The sequence below is a fragment of the Hydrogenophaga sp. genome, assembly GCF_050250835.1.
Classification (GTDB): Bacteria; Pseudomonadota; Gammaproteobacteria; order Burkholderiales; family Burkholderiaceae_C; genus Hydrogenophaga.
This window is the reverse complement of record NZ_JBFWNX010000002.1, coordinates 159696-176676: the sequence shown is the minus strand read 5'-3', so window position 1 is coordinate 176676 and position 16981 is coordinate 159696. Positions and strand designations below refer to the sequence as shown.

Sequence of the window (16981 nt, the reverse complement as noted above, 5' to 3'; positions counted from 1 at the left end):
CACTGCTGCACACCCTGAGGCACACCCGTCTGCCTAGACTGGCCCATCCAACAAAAAGGGGATCGGCATGTGGCAGGCAACTGAGACGGTTTGGAACGGCGGCGCCGAGGGGTCGGAAAAGTCGGGTCCCCGGCCCCAGGTGGGGCAACAGGTGCTCATGCGCGTGTTCGACGAGATCGACTACGGCATGCTGGTGATCGACTCGCAGGGCCGCATCCTGCACGCGAACCACCTGGCGCGGCACGAACTGGCCAGCGGGCGCGTGATCATGTCCTATGGCAACAGCTTGCTCGGCAGCAGTGCGGGCTTCACCGCACAGATCCAGCAAGCCATGGAAGCCTCTTTCCGAGGCCAACGCCGGCTGTTGCTGATGGCGCAGGGCGACCGGGAACTCTCCATGGCCTTTACCCCGCTGAGCCACCCGCTGGAGGCAGATCCGCCATCGGTGCTGGTGCTGCTGTCGCGTCAGAGCACCTGCGACAACCTGGCGGTGCGCATGTTCGCCCGCACCCTCAACCTGAGCCCTAGCGAGGAAGCCGTGCTGATGGGCCTGTGTCGGGGCCTGGCCATTCCAGAGATCGCGCGCCAGCATGGCGTGGCGCAGTCCACGGTTCGCAGCCAGATCAAGACCCTGCGCGAGAAGGCCGGAGCGCCCAGCATCCGCAGGCTCCTGCACCGCGTCAACAGTTTGCCGCCGGTGGTGCCCGCCTTGCGCATCATCACGCCGATGCCGCACAATGCCACGGAGTTTTCCCACCCGTGAGCCTGGATGCCCGCCCCCGCTGTTGCCCTGACCCATCCCCCCAGTTCCCACCACATTGAAGCCCTTGCCGCCCTCGGGGTTGCGCGGCGGTACCGGCGTGGAGCGTTGCTGATCCAGGAAGGCGAGAGCGGCGACACGCTCTACATCGTGCTGCAAGGCCGCCTGCGCGCCTTCGTCGCCGACAACCAGGGCCGCGAACTCACGCTGGGCATGTACGGGCCGCTCGAATATGTGGGTGAAATGTCGCTGGACGGCGGTCCGCGCTCGGCCAACGTGGAGGCCGCCGAGGCCAGCACCTGTTCGGTGGTTTCGCGCGCCACCTTGCTCGACTACATCTCCGCGCACCCGGAATTCGCGCTGGAACTCATGGCCAGGCTCATCCGCCGCGCCCGCCTGGCCACCGAGAGTGCGCGCAGCGTGGCGCTGATCGACGTCTATGGTCGCCTGGTGCGACTGCTCAACGAAATGGCACGCGAGCCCGATGAACGCGGCGAGCGTTGCCTGAGCGAGCGCATGACACACCAGCAGATGGCACAGCACCTGGCCTGTTCACGCGAGATGGTGAGTCGTTTGCTGAAAGACCTGGAGACCGGCGGCTACATCGCCGTGCGAGACCGCTGGATCTGGCTGGCAAGGCCGCTGCCGGCACGCTGGTAGACGTTCAACCAGCTGCGTTGAGCAGGTCGCGCGCGAGTTGCGGCGACGCCGAACTGGTGCCAGCCAGGCGAACCACGCTGCCGCTGCGGCTGCCCGCGCCCAGCACCCCCCACAAGGCCGTGTTGTCGTCGCTCGGGTACAGCGTGTCAGGCACCTTCTTCACAAAGGGCCGCTGCGCCCGGCCGGCGTCCGGGTCTGGTCGGCGAGGAGAGTAGAGCGCGAAGTGTCCGCTGGGAGAGGCGTGCCGGCGCGTGCCGCCTGCGCTCACCGTGCGCTGGCCCGTCGACAGGCTGTTGAACGTCCCGCTGCGACGGATCGGAGTGGGGTTGGCCGGATGGTCGACGAAGGCGCCAATGTTGCCGCTGGTGTCGTAGCGGGGATCTTCCAGGTACGACTGGCGCGCACCGGTGTTCACGCCCAGTGCCACGTCGTCACGCTCGATGTAGGCATCCCAGACCACCGGCGTGGTACCTGTGTTGATCAGCCTGACCTGCCATGCGCCGAAAGGTGCGGTGGCGGTTCTGCCCCGCAGGCTGAAGGTGGGCGCTAGCGCGAGCAGCACGCAGGTGCCGCGCCGACCCAGCGCGGACCGTCTTGGAAAGATCAGCCCGCACAGGGGTTGATCGTCCTCGCCCATCCACAGGCCGGCCTGGCCCATGCGCAGCGCGGGCAGCGCCTGCGCACGACCCGGGGGCGTGACCTGGATGTGGAGCTTCTCCGCACCCTCGGGCAGCCAGATCTCCAGGAAACTCTGCGTGCGGTCGTCGGGTTGCACTCGCCAGTGCAGTGTCAGCGACTGTCCAGCCGCAAGGGTGTCGTTGGCGTGAGTGCGGCTCTGGTAGGCGTTACCTGCGGGCACCGCGATGCGCAGACGCCCGCCGAGGTGTTCAATGAGCTCGTCCATCGCCGATTCCAGGATCGAACTGCCGTCGTGCGGTCCGGCCAGCGTGCCCCAACTGATGTTCACCACCACCTGGGCGCTCGGTGCGCAGCGCGAAAGGATGTACATCAGGCCGTCGAGCACGCTCACGTTCATCGCCCCACCCGAGGTGTCGAGCACGTTGGACCAGTCCAGCTTCACGGCCACGATGTCGCAGCGGCTGGCTTCGTCGTTGTCCGGATGCAGCAGGTTGCCCCGGCCACAGGCCTGGCTGGCCACGTGCGTGCCGTGGTTCACCGGCTTGCTCAGGTCCCACAACTGGAGGTGTTGGTACAGCGCGTCTTCGTCGATCTGATGGTGGCGCGTGAAGTCCGCCATGGCCGCGTCGATGGCTGCACCCGAGAGCTCGTGACCGTAGCCCATGTCGTGCGGGGTGGGACCTGCCCGTGCCGGGTCCAGCGGCACGCGGTGGTGCGGCTGGTTGCCAGGCCAGTTGCCATTCTGGTAGGCATCCTGGCGCCAGAAATGCTTGATGCGCGTATGGCCATGTCGGTCCAGGAAGGTACTGTTGGCCAGTGCGAGCCCGCCATCAATCATGCCCAGCACGCGGCCCGTGAGAAGCTGCGCAGGGGCAACGGGGTGGCAATCCCGGGTGCAGGGATCCAGGATGGCGTTGGCGTGCTCGTCGACCGGCAGGCCGAGTTCCAGCCGCTGGATCAGGCCGCGCAGGTGAGAGCTTTCGCGCATGCGCTGGAAGAAACGCGGCTTCACGCGTGCGCTGCAAAAGCGAAAGCCGGGCACGCTGAGGTACACGCGCGGAATCTGCAACCACGTGGTCGACGAAGCGGCCACCAAGGCGGGCACGTCGGCCCCGGTGGCCAGCTCGATCACGACGGGCAGCCACTTCGGGGGCTTGTGGCCACGGCCACGCCGGTAGCCGGCGAAGTGATCGGCCTCTGCCCAGGCCAGGTAGGGGTCCTGGCCATTGATCTCACCGCGCGCACCCCAGTCGGTGCCGGTGAACGCGCCGACGGGCAGCTTTTGCCAGGGAGCTCGAAGGCTCATTTCCACTCCTTGAGCGCTTCCTCCCACAACCACGCCACCAAAGACGCATTGCCCACGCCCACGGTGCCGGCCGAGCGCGTGTAGGCATGGCCGTGCGTGTGGTTCATGGACTGGTGCAGGCTGAAATCCATGGGAGCGCCGTCGGCCTCTTCAAACAAACGACCGTCGAATCCCCGCTCGTGCACGCGGGTTCCGGTGGCGCGGGCCACCAGGAATTCGGCCAATGCGGTGCCCAGCAGCCGACCGCAGGCGCTGTCCACCGGGTAGTGAACGCCTGCGACCACGCGGTTGGTGGCGATGCGTGCGGCCAGGCGCTGCAACTGCTCGTGGCTGAGCGATCCGTTGGGCGGGCTACCGGCACCTGGCGCTGCATTCATCAGCGCTTCGAGCAGGACTGCCACCGCAAAGGCCTCCGTGGCGTGACCGCTGGGCCAGCTGCCATGGCCCGGTGTTTCGATCATGGGCTGGATCTGCGGCGAGTACTGCACCGGCCGAATGCTGGCGAAGATCTGCTTGAAGCGCATCTCCACCAGCACCACGAGCGAGAAAACCAGGTCGATCAGTTGCAGTGTTTTCTTGTGTCGGTGCGCCGTGAGTCCCGCCACGGTAGACCAGAACACGATCGGTGGCGTTTTCTGGTCCACGATCTCCACCGCGCGGTCGGCGCGCAGGTCTGCGTAGGCGGCCACCAGGTCGAGTTGCCGTTTGAACTGCGCCTTGGTGGGGGCACGCAACTTCACCAGGGGCCGACGCTGGATGTTGCTGGCCTGCAGATTGGCAAACTCCAGAATCGCTTCCCTGGGCCCGCTGCGGGTGCGGAACGCAAGTCCTTCGACCAGCTCACTGAAGCACGCCTCGTGGCGCGGCCCATCGGCCCATAGCGCGAGGTTGGAGGGGTCGTTGAATGCAGGCTCGGAGGCGTGAAGCACTGCGCCATTGAAGGGGCCGACGATCGCAGCCCGGCTCAGGATGAGGGCATCGGCAGAAACGACGGCACCGCTGATGCCACCACTCATGCCACTGCTCATCCCGCTGCTCATGCCGCTGCTCATGCCGCTGCTCATGCCACTGCTCATGCCACTGCTCATGTTCCCTCCTTTGGCGTTTCACCTTCTCGGCAGACCCAGCGACTCCATGACCTTGGCCACGCGGCGTCGCAACGGACTTTCTCCACCCGATGACAGGTATTTCTCCAGCGTCAGATCGGGTTGCAGCGCCAGCAGAACCTCAAAGGTCTTGCGCGCTTCTTCCTTCGAACCCAGCTCGTGCTGAGCGGTCATGAGCGAGCGGATCGTGGGCAGGTGGTAGCGGTTTTTCTTCAGCGAAGAATTGCATTGCTCCACCACTTGCTCCCAGCGCCCCAGGGCGGCATAGCTCGCCGCCAGCATCATCTCGAAGTAGTACTTCTGCGGGTCCAGCGGCGACAGGCGCAAGGCGTTCTCGGCCTCGGTCACAGAATCCTCGGCCTTGCCCCACATCTGGGACCACACGCTGTTGTAGAGCCACGCCATGGCATCGTTCGGATTGCTCTGCGAGGCTTCCTGCAACAGCCGACGAGATGCTCCCACGTCCTCACCCAGGTGACACAGTGCGTGTCCCTTGATGGCCATGGCGAGCGAGCTCGATGGTTCGAGATCGAGCGCCCGATCGGCCGTGTCGATGGCGCGCTTGAAGTCTCGGGCCGGCTCAGGGGAGAGACCTTGCACCACTTGCATGATGTGCCATTTGGCCAGCCAGGCCCAAGGTGTGGCCACGCGCTTGTGGCGCTGCACCACCGCTTCCAGCAGTTGCTGGCTGCGCTGCAGGTCGCGCGGTGTGGAGCGGTGCATCAGCGTGATGCCGCCCAGCATGAGCGCGTTGCTGTCAAGCTGTGGCACCGGCAACACGAGTGTGCGCTGCACCAGTTCATTGAGCAGCGCCTTGGCGCACGCGCTGCAGAGGGCATCCAGCAGGGTGCTCTGGAGCTCCAGCAGATCGTGCGTGTCACCGGTGAGTCGCTCGGCCCAGATCACCTCGCCGCGCTGGTTGTCGGAGAGCTCAGCCATGATCACGACCTTGTCGCCGTAGGTCACGTAGCTGCCCCCCAGCACGAACGACGCATCCAGGCGCTGGCCGATCTCGTCGGCCGTTCGCTGGCGGCCTCGAAACGCCGTGGTCGACATGCGTGAGATCACGCGCAGGTTCTGGCTGCGCGAGAGCTGGGCGATCACGCCATCGGCGATGAGTTCGCCAATCACGTACTGCTCGGCGGCGTGGCTGCGCGTCTCGAAAGGCACCACCGCGATGGAGGGCCGGAAGTCGGCCGCCACGCCCTCGGGCACTCGCGGGCGCACGGCAGCCGAATCACTGGATACCGGGTAGAGCAACCAGGTGCGCACGGGCTCCGGCCAATGCTTGAGGTAGCTCTCACCCCGATCCTCCACCTCGGCGTCCACGCCGATCACGATGCCGTCGAAAACGCTGGCGGTGACCAGGGTCTCGCCCGGCGAGGCGAGATCGGCCACGCGCGCGGCCAGGTTCACGCCCTGGCCATAGACGTCGTTCTCATCCACATAGAGGTTGGTGGCGTTGATGCCCGCTCGCAGGTGCAACTGCTGTGCCGACGGCAGCGTCTGGTTGAGCGGAGCGAAATAGCGGTGCAGTGCCAGCGCCGCCTGGACCGCATCGGTCGGCTGGTCGAACTCGGCCAGCAGGCCGTCTCCCAGGCTCTTGACCAGTCGCCCATGGCAGGCGGGCAGCACCTGCGTCGTGGCGTGGTGCATGAACCCGCGCCACTGGTTGATAACGGCGGCCTCGTTGGCTGCCATGAGGCGCACCGATTCCACGAGATCGAGCACCAGCACCACTTTGTGGCGTTGTTGGGGCAGAGGCGGCACGGCAGACACCTCCCCGTGCAAGGCCGGGGAGGTGGAGGAGGTCGATTGAGAACTCAGTGTCATGCCTATAGGGGTATCTGCATCTGGTTGCAGTTTCTCACATGTCCGCGTGCGGAATGTCCTCTTCCCCCGCAAAAACAGCAAAGCCGGCTGTGGCCGGCTTTGCTGGGAACCAGCGCACCCCGTGGGGCGCGCAGGAGAGGATCACTTCAGGTGGTCGTTGACCAGCTTGGTCATTTCGAACATGGAGGCCTGGGCCTTCTTGAAGATTTCCTTGAGCTTCGCGTCGGCATTGATCATGCGACGGTTCACCGAGTCCTGCAGCTTGTTCTTCTTGATGTAGTCCCAGATCTTCTTGGTGACTTCGGTGCGCGGCAGCGGGCTGCTGCCCACGATCGCGGCCAGGGCGGCGCTGGGGGTCAGCGCTTTCATGAACGCGGCGTTGGGGGTGCGCTTCTTGGCAGGGGCCTTCTTCGCCGGGGCCTTCTTGGCGGGAGCTGCCTTCTTCGCCGGTGCCGCCTTCTTGGCCGGAGCGGCTTTCTTTGCCGGCGCCTTCTTGGCCGGAGCGGCTTTCTTCGCGGGGGCCTTCTTGGCCGGAGCCGCTTTTTTCGCGGGAGCTTTTTTCGCAGTTGCCATGGTTGAATTTCCTTCTAGAAGTTGACTTGCATCCCAGCGGAAAACGCGCTTTCTCGCTGGTGTCTCGCATGCTAATGGAGTTGCACGTGCAATCCAAGGTGGAGGGCGCAGTTTTTTCAAGCTTTGCGCAGGGGAGATGGCGGTTTTTGGCCGGGAAAACAACACTTGCGGGCCCGGTGCCAGCCCGGCGCCTGCGCATTGCCCGCTTTCCCCTGTGGAGCGCGCATGGTTTCTGCTTCAATTCCCAGCAGGTTTTTCCCTTCTTCTTTTCGTGAGCCTGACCATGTCCACACCGTTTTTCGTTCCCACTTGTGACCTGTGCGATGCGCACAAGAACGACACCAGTGACACCTTTCGTGTCCTGCCGCCGGTGTGGCGCAGCTTCGGTGCGGTGACGCGATTTGCCGGTCCCGTGGTCACCGTCAAATGCTTCGAGGACAACTCGTTGGTGAAGGCCGCGGTCGAGAGCGCTGGCGAGGGCCGGGTGCTGGTGGTGGATGGCGGCGCTTCGATGCGCCGTGCGCTGCTGGGCGGCAACCTCGGCGCTGCGGCGGCTCGCAATGGCTGGGCCGGCGTCGTGCTGGATGGCTGCGTGCGCGATGTCGCGGAACTCGCCGAATGCCAGACTGGCATTTTCGCGCTGGCCAGCATGCCACTGCCGACCGAGCGCCGCGACGAAGGCCAGCGCGATGTGGCGGTTCGCATCCAGGGTGTGTGGGTTCGACCTGGCGACTGGCTCTACGCCGACGAGGACGGCATCGTGGTCGCGGACCGGCAACTTTAGGCAGGCCGCAGAGCCGGGCTTCCCCGGCCAAGGTCGCCCCCTCGCGGGCAGCGACCCGATGGCAACTAGGCGGTGATGCCTTTGTAGAGCATGTAGGCGGCGAGCAGATAGAGCAGCCCGGCAAAGACGCGCTTGAGCGATTTCACCGGGAGAGCGTGCGCCGCCTTCACACCCAGAGGCGCCATCAGCACGCTCACACTGGCGATCACCACCAGCGCGGGGACGTAGATGTAGCCCACCGATCCCGCCGGCAGATCTTGCAACCCCTGGCCGGCAATGACGTAGCCCACCGCATTGGCCAGCGCGATGGGGAAACCCAGCGCCGCGCTGGTGGCCACGGCGTTGTGGATGCTCACGTTGCACCAGGTCATGAAGGGCACGCTGACAAAGCCGCCACCCGCCCCCACCAGGCCCGAGAGAAAGCCGATCACGCCACCCGCGCCCACCAGGCCCGGCGTGCCCGGCAACGTGCGTGTGGGCTTGGGTTTTTTGTCGAGCAGCATCTGCGTGGCCGAGAAGCCGACGAAGGCGGCGAAGAAGAGCGCCAGCCACGAGCCCTTGAGCAAGGCAAACACGCCCAGGCTGGCGACGATGGAGCCGAGCACGATGCCGGGCGCCAGGCCCTTGACAATATCCCAGCGCACGGCGCCGCGCTGGTGGTGCGCGCGCACACTGGAGATGGAGGTGAAGATGATCGTGGCCATGGACGTGGCGATGGCCATCTTGACGGCGAGATCCGCTTCCACACCGCGTCCTGCGAGGATGAAGGTGATGAAGGGGACCATCAACATGCCCCCGCCAATGCCGAGGAGGCCGGCGAGGAAACCAGTGCCCACGCCAAGCGCGGCCAGTTCGAGAATCAGCAGGGGATCTAAGGGCATGAAAGGTGTCTGCAAGTGCCACCGGACCGGCATCCTGAACCGGGGTTCAGGTGGGCGAGGGCAGCGTGGCTTCGGGTTCGTCTGACGCGAGACGCTCGCACCAGCCACGCAATGTACCAAGCCCGGGCTCTATGAGCATTGGTTCAAGGAAATATAAAGCCCGGCGCGCACTGCAGACGGTTTGGATTGTAGGCCCGGCCTGTGACCGATGTGGACCATCGGTCGAGAAATGCTCGCACAGTGACGAGCGGTGATCAGAGCAGCCGCCCGTCCTTGTCCAGAGTCTGGTCCAGACGGCGCATGAGTTCATCCACGCGTGCCTGCGTCTGCGGGTCCAGTGACTCGCTTTCGAATGCGCCACCGGCTTCGGCGAATGCGCTGTTCTCTGGTTGTCCGAACGAAGAAGCCTGGAAGGCCACAGCTTCTTTTTGCGACAGCTCGAACGCGAGATTGAGCGAGGCCAGCACCGCGATGCGGTCGCGTGCCTTGACTTTGCCGGCATCGCGGATCCGGCACATGGCTGTGTCCACGCGCTCGACGGCATCGAGCAACGAAGCCTCGCCGCCGGGTGGGCACGAGAGCAGGTAGCTCTGCCCCATGATCTGAACTTCGATCTGCTTGCTGCCAGGTTTGCTCATGACGGTTCCTTCCGGCTGTCTTTGACGGCGTCAGCCATGCCCGGCGGCAGCCGGTCGAGCAACGCGTCGATGCGCGCGCGTGCGGCCATGAGACGGGACTTGAGCGAATCGCGCTCGGCCTGCAAGGCGTGAACCTGCTCGACCAGCAGGGAGTTTGTGCGCTGCAGTTCCTCGTGGCGCAGCAGCAGCCGCTCCACGCGTTCGGTGATCTGGTCAATGTGCTTGGGATCGGCCATGGTTGGGATTCGCAGTTTTCACATTGTAGGGTTGGGCTGAGCGGCTGCGGCTTAGAATGCCCGCTGTTGGTGCTCGCGGTGTGGTTCACATGCCGCAGTTCAACGGGAAGCAGGAGGGAAAGTCCCACAGGACCGACCTAACCTGCGCTGCCCCCGCAACGGTAAGCAGACGAGAAGCCCGGCACAACCTGCCTGGCCACTCCGCTTTCATCATGCAGCCACTGGACGACATCGCCTGTCGTCTGGGAAGGCGATGGAGGTCGTTCTGTCAGCCCGGATACCGGCCAACAAGGTGGTGGTGCGCCTGACAACAGACGCGCCGCCGTGACGCCCATGCACCGTCGGGGAAGACGGTGAGGGCACTCAAGCTTGTGTTCTCTCTCATGAAAAACCGCAATCTGCACGCTTCATTGGCCGTGCTGCCTCTGGCCATCCTGGCCGCTTTTCCTTCCCATGCCCAGACCGAAACCGTCGCCTTGCTGAAGGAGACGGTGGTTACCGCCACGCGGGTAGAGACCCGCACCGACGCCGTGCTCAGCGATGTCGTGGTGATCGAGTCCGATGTCATCGAGCAGTCCGCCGGCCGATCGCTGTCGGAACTGCTGTCCCGCAGGGCCGGCCTGCAGATGAGCGCCAATGGCGGTCTCGGCAAGCAGTCGGGGCTGTTTATTCGTGGCACCGAAACTCGCCACATGCTGCTGCTGATCGACGGCGTGCGCTACGGCTCCAGCACGTCCGGATCGGCGGTGCTGGACAACATTCCGCTCAGCGCCATTGACCGCATCGAAGTCCTCAAGGGTCCGGCCTCCGCCCTTTACGGCAGTGATGCGGTGGGGGGTGTGGTGCAGATCTTCACCAGGCGCGGCGAAAAAGGATTTCATCCGGAGGCCAGCGTCACGCTGGGCAGCTTCGGCCATCGCAATGCCACGGCTGGCCTGAGTGGGGGCGGCGACAAGTTGACCTACAGCCTGAGCGTGGGCACCCTCCGTGAGGAGGGGTACTCGTCCACCAACCCGAAGGTCGCGTTCGGCAACCACAACCCTGACAAGGACGGTTTCGATCAGGACAGCCTCTCCGCTTCGCTTCGCTGGGCGATGGCGCCCGGCTGGGCCACCGACGTGCAGTTCACTCAGGCTGACAGCGTCAGCCGCTTTGACCAGGGGCCAGGCACGTTCGACGTGCGTTCGGTGGCCACCACCCGTGTGGCGTCCTGGGGTCTGGAGCGCAAGTGGTCGGCCGACTCACGAACCCGCCTGAGCCTGGCGCGCAGCGACGACAAGTCCGACAGCTTCAGCGCGCCCGGCGCACCCTCGGTGTTCGACACTGCGCAGACCCAATGGTCACTGCAGCACGACTGGAATACGGTCTTGGGCAATGTGCTCGTGGGCCTGGAGTCGATCAAGGAGTCGGTGTCGGGTACGCAGGCCTATGCGGTGAATTCGCGCACCACCGATGCCGCCTTCGTCGGGCTGAACGGACAAGCAGGGCGCCACTTGTGGCAGGCCAACTTGCGACGCGACGAAAACTCGCAGTTCGGCAGTGCTACCACGGGATTTGGAAGCTACGGTTTCCAGCTCACGCCCAACTTGCGCCCGCACATCGCATACGGCACGTCGTTCAAGATGCCGTCGTTCAACACGCTGTACTACGTGTCGCCGTTTTTCAATGGCAACCCCACCACGCAACCCGAGCGCGGCAAGAACAGCGAAGTGGGTCTGACCTATTCGATGGGCCTGCACGAAGTGAAGCTCACGCGTTTCGACAACCGTGTTCGCGGCTTCATCACCACCCAGCCGGTGGTCACCAACGTGCCGCGTGCGCGCATGGAGGGCTGGTCGCTGGCGTATACAGGCTCTGCGGGCGCGTGGAGCTGGTTCACCAACCTCGAACTGCTCGACGCGCGCAACCAGGCCAACCGCCTGAAGCTGCAGCGCCGGGCCGACGAGGTGCTGACCGCCAGCCTGGATCACCGCATCGGTGCCTGGAACTGGGGTGCTTCCATGCAGCTGGTGTCTGACCGCTTCGACAACGCTGCCAACACGCAGCGTCTGCCCGGCTTTGGCACCGTGGACCTGCATGCCCGCTATTCCTTGAGCAAGGACTGGTCGCTCGCACTGCGTCTGAACAACGTGGGCGACAAGTTCTATGAAACGGCCTACGGCTACAACCAGCCTGGTCGCGCGGCCTACGTGACGCTCAACTGGGTGCCCGGCCAGTGAAGCGACTTTGCCCGGCCATCCTGGTGGCGGCCCCGGCGTCCGGCCAGGGCAAGACCACGGTGGCTGCGGCTCTGGCGCGCCTGCACGCACGCACCGGGCGGCGTGTGCGTGCCTTCAAGTGCGGGCCGGACTTTCTGGATCCGCACTGGCTTGCGCTGGCCTCGGGTCAGCCGGTTCACAACGTCGACCTGTGGATGACCGGCGAGGACGATGCCCGCGCGCGACTGCATGCGGCGGCGCTGGAGTCGGACCTCATCGTCATCGAGGGCGTGATGGGGCTTTTCGACGGCGAACCCAGTGCGGCCGATCTTGCGCAGCGCCTTGGCTTGCCGGTGCTGGCCGTGATCGACGCGTCGGCCATGGCCGGCACTTTTGGTGCGCTGGCGTTTGGTCTGCAGCACTTTCGCCCCGGCCTGCCCTGGGCGGGCGTGCTGGCCAACCGGGTGGCCAGCGAGGGCCACGCGAAGATGCTGGAAGACGCGCTGGCCGGCGGCGCTTTTCTGGGCGCCGTGATGCGCGACCCGGCGTTCACGCTGCCCGAGCGCCACCTGGGCCTGGCCCTGGCCGCCGAACTGCCGGATGCGCTGTCACGCCTGGACACCGTCGCCGACGCATTGGCCCGCACGCCACTGGGCGCCATGGATGGCGCCGCGCTGTCGCGTTGGGCGGTGCCGTTCGACGCTCCCGCGCCTCGCGCAGCCCTGCCACCGCTGCTGGCGGGCAGGACAGTTGCCGTCGCGAACGACGCGGCTTTCTGCTTCATCTACCCCGCCAATCTGGACGTGCTGCGCTCCCTGGGGGCCGAGGTGGTCTTTTTCTCGCCACTATCCGACGAGCCATTGCCCGCTTGCGATGCGGCCTGGTTGCCCGGCGGCTATCCCGAACTGCACGCGGCTGCGTTGTCCCGATCTGCCCGTTGCCTCTCTTCGTTGAGGGCCCATGTGCAGGCCGGTCGCCCAGTGTGGGCAGAATGCGGCGGCATGATGCCGCTCTTTGAACAACTCACGACCTCGGATGGCCAAACCCATGCACTGTGGGGTTTGCTGCCGGGGCGAGTGGTCATGCAGCAGCGCCTGGCCGCGCTGGGACCGCAGCAACTCACCTTGCCTGCCGGCGTGCTGCGAGGCCACACCTTCCACTATTCGCGTTGCGAATCTTCCATGGAACCGGTGGACTGCACGGTGTCGGTGCGCGGTGGCGCGCGGGCTCGCGGCGAAGCAGTCTACCGATCGGGCGCATTGCAAGCCAGCTACTTTCACGCCTGGTTCGCCTCCAGCCCCGAAGCCACGGCTTCTCTGTTTCTAGGGCCAGACCGATGAACCCCACGCAACTGGGCCCGCAGCGCATCGTCTGTCTCACCGAAGAAACCACCGAGTGGCTCTATCTCCTGGGACAGGAACACCGCATCGTGGGCATCTCGGGCTACACGGTGCGGCCGCGCCGCGCAAGAGAAGAAAAGCCCAGGGTCAGCGCCTTTCTCAGCGCGAAGATCGACAAGATCCTGGAACTGCGGCCGGACTGCGTGTTCGGATTTTCCGACCTGCAGGCCGACATCGCAGCCCTGTTGATTCGCGCCGGCGTGCAGGTCACGGTGTTCAACCAGCGCAGCGTGGAGGAGATCCTGTCCATGCTCTACCAGGTGGCGGCCATGGTGGGCTGCGCCGAAGAGGGGCTGACCTGGATCGAGGCCACGCGCGCGCACCTCGATGACATCCGGGAATCCGTGCGGGCACTGGAGGCGAGCGGCAAGCGCCGGCCCCGTGTGTTCTTCGAGGAGTGGGATGAGCCGCACATCAGCGGCATCCGCTGGGTGTCGGAGTTGCTGGGCATCGCGGGGGGTGACGACGTGTTCCCGGAACTTGCGGCGATGTCGCTGGGCAAGGACCGCATCATTGCCGACGGCGCCGAGATCGTGCGGCGCCATCCGGACATCGTCATTGGTTCCTGGTGCGGCAAGAAGTTCCGGGCCGAGAAGGTGGCTGCGCGTGCGGGCTGGCAGGAGGTGAATGCGGTGAAGAACGGGCAGTTGTTCGAGATCAAGTCGGCCGACATTCTCCAGCCCGGCCCGGCTGCGCTCACCGATGGCGTGGCGCAGATGCACCGCATCGTGGTCGACTGGATGCACCACCATGGCTGAGAACGCGCGCAGCGAATTCATCCTCGGCGGGCAGCGCAGCGGCAAGTCGCGTCGGGCTGAATCCCTGGCCCGGCAGTGGCTCGATGGCGGAACGGCGCGCCATGCGGTGCTGATCGCCACTGGCCAGGCATGGGACGACGAGATGCGCGAGCGCATTGCCCGCCACCAGCGCGACCGCGCCGAGCGTGTGCCAGGCATGGCGACGGTGGAGGAACCCATCACGCTGGCCGAAGCGCTGCGCGAGCACAGCACGCCGCACACGCTGGTGGTGGTGGACTGCCTCACGCTGTGGCTGACCAATCTGTCAATGCCCGCCTCGGGTACGCCAGTTGATGCCAAGGTACACCAGCTCGCGCTCTGCCATGCGATCGAGGCTGCACCGGGGCCACTGGTGCTGGTGGGCAACGAAATCGGCCTGGGCGTGATTCCCATGGGACGCGAGGTGCGCGCCTTCGTGGATGCGCTCGGTGGATTGAACCAGTCGGTGGCCGCTGTCTGCGAGCGCGTCACCCTGATGACGGCGGGATTGCCGTTGCACCTGAAAGAGCCGAAATGAGATTCGTGGTGATGTTTCGTGGTCTGTCCGCGCTTTGGGCCTGCCTCTTTTGCGCGAGTGCGCTGCACGCCGCCAGCGTGAAGGTGACCGACGACCGGGGCGTGACCGTGACGCTGTCGCAGTCGCCGCAACGCATCGTCTCGCTGCTGCCTTCGCTCACCGAGACCGTCTGCGAACTCGGTCGGTGCGAACGCCTGGTGGGAGTGGATCGGTACTCCAATTTCCCCGAAACGGTGCGCGGCCTGCCCAAAACCGGTGGTGGCATCGACCCCAACATCGAGGCCATCGTGGCCCTCAGGCCCGACGTGGTGTTGATGGCCACTTCTTCGCGTGGCGTGCATTGGCTGGAATCGCTGGGGCTGAAGGTGCTGGCGCTGGAGCCACGTACGTCCAGGGATGCCCAGCGCGTCATGGGCCTGCTGGGCCAGTTGCTCGAGGTGCCAGACGCGTTGCGCATCTGGCGCGCCATCGACGCGGGGGTGTCTGCCGCCGCGCAGTCGTTGCCGCCGCAAACGCGCCAGCTGCGCGTGTACTACGAAGTCAGCACCGGTGGCTATGCGGCGGGTACGCAGTCTTTTATCGGCGAAATGATGGCGCGGCTGGGCGTGCAGAACATCGTCGAACCCCGTCTGGGCCCATTTCCCCGCATCAATCCGGAATACGTCGTCCGTGCCAATCCCGATCTGATCATGATCGGCTCGCGCAACGTGCAAGGGTTGGAGCAGCGACCCGGCTGGGCGGGCCTGCGCGCGATCCGAGAGCAGCGCATCTGCGTGTTCACGTCTGAAGAATCCGACGTGTTGGTGCGGCCAGGCCCACGCATGGCCGAGGCCGCGCGCGTCATGGCGCGCTGCCTCGCGCAGAAGGGCGCGCGATGACCGGGGGGGTGCGCAGCCTTTGGCTGGGCGCAGGCCTGTTGCTGGCGGCGCTGGCCGTGCTGCTGGCGGGCGCGGGCGTGGGCAGCACCGGCTTTGACAGCGTGTTCCATGCGCGCCGCGATCCCGTGGCCTGGCAGATCCTGTGGGACATCCGCCTGCCGCGAACACTCGGCGCCTGGATGGCGGGTGGATTGCTCGGTCTGGCCGGCGCCGTGGCGCAGGGCCTGTTCCGCAATCCGCTGGCGGATCCCTACCTGCTTGGCAGTGCCTCGGGTGCTGCTCTCGGCGTGGCCTTGGCCTTGGCGCTCTTCGGCGCCTCGCCCTTTGCCACCCAGTGGCTGGTGCGCCTGGGGTTGACCGGCGCCGCGTTCGCTGGCGCCGTGCTGGGCGTGGTGTTGACGCTGGCCCTGGCCAAAGGCGTCCAGCACACCTTGCGGCTGCTGCTGGCCGGCGTCATCGTGGGCGTGGTGCTGGGCGCGGCGCGCGATCTGGTGACCATCGCCGCGCCCGACACGCTGCAAGCCATGCAGGGCTTCACGCTCGGCAGCACCGGTTTTGTGGGATGGGCCGCCTGCGGCGTGATGGCCGCGATGTTGCTGGCGGCGGTGGTGATCGCCGCGTCGCTGGGCCGCGTGCTGGACGGCCTGGCCCTGGGCGAGGCCACCGCGATCAGCCTGGGCCTGCCGCTGGCGGCGGTGCGCGCGGCGCTGGTGGCGGTGCTGGCACTGGCCACCGGTGCTGCCGTGGCGCAGACCGGACTGATTGCCTTTGTGGGGTTGGCCGCTCCGCATCTGGTGCGCTCCATCGTCAAGACCACCCACGGGCGGCTGGTGATGCTCAGCGCCATGATGGGTGGCCTGTTGCTGATGGCCGCCGACGTGCTTTCGCGCTGGGTGATCGCGCCGCAGGAACTGCCGGTGGGTGTGCTCACCGCCGTGCTCGGCGGCAGTTACCTGCTGTGGCTGATGCACCGTCGGCGCCAGCCGGGGAGTGTGCTGTGACGGTCGCACTGCAGGCTCGAAGCATTGGCGTGGTGTTGAGCGGCACGCCTGTCCTGCACGGCATGGACGTGTCGTTGCCCGCTGCGCGTTGGACCAGCGTGGTCGGCCCCAACGGCGCAGGCAAATCCACGCTGCTCAAGGCCCTGGCCGGCCTGCTGCCACACAGCGGCGAAGTGCAACTGCTCGGCCGCCCGTTGATGCAATGGCGTGGCCGGGAGCGCGCGCGCCGCCTGGCCTGGCTGGGGCAGGGCGAGCAGGGCGCTGACGATCTCAGCGTGTGGGACGTGGCGATGCTGGGGCGTCTGCCGCACCAGCCCTGGCTGGCGCCACCGTCAGAGACCGATCGCGCCGCCGTGGAGCAAGCCCTGCGCGCCACCCAGGCCTGGGAGTGGCGCCTGCGGCCGCTGGGCGCGCTCTCGGGCGGTGAACGCCAGCGCGTGCTGCTGGCCCGCCTGCTGGCGGTGAACGCCGACGTGTTGCTGATGGACGAACCCCTGGCCAACCTGGACCCGCCGCACCAGGCCGACTGGCTGTTGCTCGTGCGCGGGCTGGTCGCAAATGGCAAGACGGTGGTGAGCGTGCTGCACGAGATCGGCATGGCGCTGCACGCCGACCACCTGGTGGTGGTGGCCGATGGCCGAGTGCGCCATCAGGGCGCCTGCGACGACCCCGCCACCCACCTGGCCCTTGAAGAGGTTTTTGACCACCGCGTCGCGATCCATCCGCTGGGCGACCAGTGGGTCGCGCTGCCCAGATAAACCAGAAGGACGTTCC

General features: G+C 66.2%; 17 protein-coding genes, 1 other RNA gene and 1 riboswitch. Of the genes, 10 read left to right on the top strand and 8 right to left on the bottom strand.

Going from position 1 to position 16981, the window contains the following annotated elements; genetic code table 11:
* Window positions 1-67 precede the first annotated feature (67 nt).
* Both AB7F11_RS04055 and AB7F11_RS04050 read left to right on the top strand, forming a co-directional pair.
* Window positions 68-763 (top strand): helix-turn-helix transcriptional regulator, encoded by a 696-nt coding sequence (locus tag AB7F11_RS04055; RefSeq protein ID WP_428289488.1) that lies wholly within the window; start codon window positions 68-70, stop codon window positions 761-763.
* 6 nt (window positions 764-769) lie between these two features.
* Complete coding sequence (locus tag AB7F11_RS04050; protein WP_428289487.1) at window positions 770-1420, top strand: Crp/Fnr family transcriptional regulator; 651 nt, start codon at window positions 770-772, stop codon at window positions 1418-1420.
* A 4-nt stretch (window positions 1421-1424) separates the two neighbouring features.
* Here the strand turns inward: AB7F11_RS04050 and AB7F11_RS04045 are convergent, their stop codons facing one another.
* The 4 genes from AB7F11_RS04045 to AB7F11_RS04030 form a co-directional block, all read right to left on the bottom strand.
* Complete coding sequence (locus AB7F11_RS04045; protein ID WP_428289486.1) at window positions 1425-3365, bottom strand: S8 family serine peptidase; 1941 nt, start codon at window positions 3363-3365, stop codon at window positions 1425-1427.
* Window positions 3362-4453 carry a phosphatase PAP2 family protein gene (locus tag AB7F11_RS04040; protein WP_428289485.1) on the bottom strand — a complete coding sequence of 364 codons (1092 nt, stop codon included), beginning with the start codon at window positions 4451-4453 and terminating at the stop codon, window positions 3362-3364. Before AB7F11_RS04040 ends, AB7F11_RS04045 begins: the two co-directional genes overlap by 4 nt.
* Window positions 4454-4471: 18 nt before the next feature.
* Window positions 4472-6241 carry an adenylate/guanylate cyclase domain-containing protein gene (locus AB7F11_RS04035; RefSeq protein WP_428289484.1) on the bottom strand — a complete coding sequence of 590 codons (1770 nt, stop codon included), beginning with the start codon at window positions 6239-6241 and terminating at the stop codon, window positions 4472-4474.
* 204 nt (window positions 6242-6445) lie between these two features.
* Entirely contained in the window at window positions 6446-6877 is a 432-nt protein-coding gene (locus AB7F11_RS04030; RefSeq protein ID WP_428289483.1) for an SWIB/MDM2 domain-containing protein, read from the bottom strand.
* Window positions 6878-7160: 283 nt separating this feature from the next.
* On the opposite strand from AB7F11_RS04030, the gene rraA reads away from it, so the two are divergent.
* The gene (gene rraA / locus AB7F11_RS04025) at window positions 7161-7661 is read left to right on the top strand and encodes a ribonuclease E activity regulator RraA (RefSeq protein ID WP_428289481.1); all 501 of its coding nucleotides are present in this window, start codon (window positions 7161-7163) and stop codon (window positions 7659-7661) included.
* Window positions 7662-7726: 65 nt separating this feature from the next.
* Here the strand turns inward: rraA and AB7F11_RS04020 are convergent, their stop codons facing one another.
* From AB7F11_RS04020 to AB7F11_RS04005, 4 genes are all read right to left on the bottom strand, one after another.
* Window positions 7727-8542, bottom strand: a complete 816-nt coding sequence (locus tag AB7F11_RS04020; protein WP_428289480.1) for a sulfite exporter TauE/SafE family protein — start codon at window positions 8540-8542, stop codon at window positions 7727-7729.
* 2 nt (window positions 8543-8544) lie between these two features.
* A non-coding RNA gene (gene ssrS, locus AB7F11_RS04015) (6S RNA) lies at window positions 8545-8724 on the bottom strand.
* A 72-nt stretch (window positions 8725-8796) separates the two neighbouring features.
* Window positions 8797-9180, bottom strand: a complete 384-nt coding sequence (locus tag AB7F11_RS04010) for a cell division protein ZapA (RefSeq protein ID WP_428289479.1) — start codon at window positions 9178-9180, stop codon at window positions 8797-8799.
* Entirely contained in the window at window positions 9177-9416 is a 240-nt protein-coding gene (locus AB7F11_RS04005; RefSeq protein WP_428289478.1) for a DUF904 domain-containing protein, read from the bottom strand. Before AB7F11_RS04005 ends, AB7F11_RS04010 begins: the two co-directional genes overlap by 4 nt.
* Window positions 9417-9466: 50 nt before the next feature.
* Window positions 9467-9719, top strand: a riboswitch (cobalamin riboswitch).
* Between the two features lie 80 nt (window positions 9720-9799).
* Here AB7F11_RS04005 and AB7F11_RS04000 point away from each other — a divergent pair.
* From AB7F11_RS04000 to AB7F11_RS03970, 7 genes are read left to right on the top strand one after another with little or no spacing between them, the layout of a single operon-like run.
* Window positions 9800-11635 carry a TonB-dependent receptor domain-containing protein gene (locus tag AB7F11_RS04000; RefSeq protein WP_428289477.1) on the top strand — a complete coding sequence of 612 codons (1836 nt, stop codon included), beginning with the start codon at window positions 9800-9802 and terminating at the stop codon, window positions 11633-11635.
* The gene (locus tag AB7F11_RS03995) at window positions 11632-12954 is read left to right on the top strand and encodes a cobyrinate a,c-diamide synthase (protein ID WP_428289476.1); all 1323 of its coding nucleotides are present in this window, start codon (window positions 11632-11634) and stop codon (window positions 12952-12954) included. Before AB7F11_RS04000 ends, AB7F11_RS03995 begins: the two co-directional genes overlap by 4 nt.
* Window positions 12951-13772 carry a cobalamin-binding protein gene (locus tag AB7F11_RS03990; RefSeq protein WP_428289475.1) on the top strand — a complete coding sequence of 274 codons (822 nt, stop codon included), beginning with the start codon at window positions 12951-12953 and terminating at the stop codon, window positions 13770-13772. The genes AB7F11_RS03995 and AB7F11_RS03990 overlap by 4 nt, the downstream gene beginning before the upstream one ends.
* Window positions 13765-14328, top strand: a complete 564-nt coding sequence (locus tag AB7F11_RS03985; RefSeq protein ID WP_428289474.1) for a bifunctional adenosylcobinamide kinase/adenosylcobinamide-phosphate guanylyltransferase — start codon at window positions 13765-13767, stop codon at window positions 14326-14328. Before AB7F11_RS03990 ends, AB7F11_RS03985 begins: the two co-directional genes overlap by 8 nt.
* Entirely contained in the window at window positions 14325-15206 is an 882-nt protein-coding gene (locus AB7F11_RS03980; protein ID WP_428289473.1) for an ABC transporter substrate-binding protein, read from the top strand. Before AB7F11_RS03985 ends, AB7F11_RS03980 begins: the two co-directional genes overlap by 4 nt.
* Complete coding sequence (locus AB7F11_RS03975) at window positions 15203-16207, top strand: FecCD family ABC transporter permease (RefSeq protein WP_428289472.1); 1005 nt, start codon at window positions 15203-15205, stop codon at window positions 16205-16207. The genes AB7F11_RS03980 and AB7F11_RS03975 overlap by 4 nt, the downstream gene beginning before the upstream one ends.
* The gene (locus AB7F11_RS03970; RefSeq protein WP_428289471.1) at window positions 16204-16965 is read left to right on the top strand and encodes an ABC transporter ATP-binding protein; all 762 of its coding nucleotides are present in this window, start codon (window positions 16204-16206) and stop codon (window positions 16963-16965) included. The genes AB7F11_RS03975 and AB7F11_RS03970 overlap by 4 nt, the downstream gene beginning before the upstream one ends.
* The last annotated feature ends 16 nt before the right edge of the window (window positions 16966-16981 follow it).

What these genes read in the sequence shown, in the direction of transcription:
- AB7F11_RS04010 (WP_428289479.1), bottom strand. Translation starts at nt 9,180, where the DNA reads ATGAGCAAACCTGGCAGCAAGCAGATCGAAGTTCAGATCATGGGGCAG.
- AB7F11_RS03980 (WP_428289473.1), top strand. Translation starts at nt 14,325, where the DNA reads ATGAGATTCGTGGTGATGTTTCGTGGTCTGTCCGCGCTTTGGGCCTGC.
- AB7F11_RS03990 (WP_428289475.1), top strand. Translation starts at nt 12,951, where the DNA reads ATGAACCCCACGCAACTGGGCCCGCAGCGCATCGTCTGTCTCACCGAA.
- AB7F11_RS04040 (WP_428289485.1), bottom strand. Translation starts at nt 4,453, where the DNA reads ATGAGCAGTGGCATGAGCAGTGGCATGAGCAGCGGCATGAGCAGCGGC.
- AB7F11_RS04050 (WP_428289487.1), top strand. Translation starts at nt 770, where the DNA reads ATGCCCGCCCCCGCTGTTGCCCTGACCCATCCCCCCAGTTCCCACCAC.
- AB7F11_RS04030 (WP_428289483.1), bottom strand. Translation starts at nt 6,877, where the DNA reads ATGGCAACTGCGAAAAAAGCTCCCGCGAAAAAAGCGGCTCCGGCCAAG.
- AB7F11_RS04055 (WP_428289488.1), top strand. Translation starts at nt 68, where the DNA reads ATGTGGCAGGCAACTGAGACGGTTTGGAACGGCGGCGCCGAGGGGTCG.
- AB7F11_RS04005 (WP_428289478.1), bottom strand. Translation starts at nt 9,416, where the DNA reads ATGGCCGATCCCAAGCACATTGACCAGATCACCGAACGCGTGGAGCGG.
- AB7F11_RS04000 (WP_428289477.1), top strand. Translation starts at nt 9,800, where the DNA reads ATGAAAAACCGCAATCTGCACGCTTCATTGGCCGTGCTGCCTCTGGCC.
- AB7F11_RS04020 (WP_428289480.1), bottom strand. Translation starts at nt 8,542, where the DNA reads ATGCCCTTAGATCCCCTGCTGATTCTCGAACTGGCCGCGCTTGGCGTG.
- AB7F11_RS04045 (WP_428289486.1), bottom strand. Translation starts at nt 3,365, where the DNA reads ATGAGCCTTCGAGCTCCCTGGCAAAAGCTGCCCGTCGGCGCGTTCACC.
- AB7F11_RS03975 (WP_428289472.1), top strand. Translation starts at nt 15,203, where the DNA reads ATGACCGGGGGGGTGCGCAGCCTTTGGCTGGGCGCAGGCCTGTTGCTG.
- rraA (WP_428289481.1), top strand. Translation starts at nt 7,161, where the DNA reads ATGTCCACACCGTTTTTCGTTCCCACTTGTGACCTGTGCGATGCGCAC.
- AB7F11_RS03985 (WP_428289474.1), top strand. Translation starts at nt 13,765, where the DNA reads ATGGCTGAGAACGCGCGCAGCGAATTCATCCTCGGCGGGCAGCGCAGC.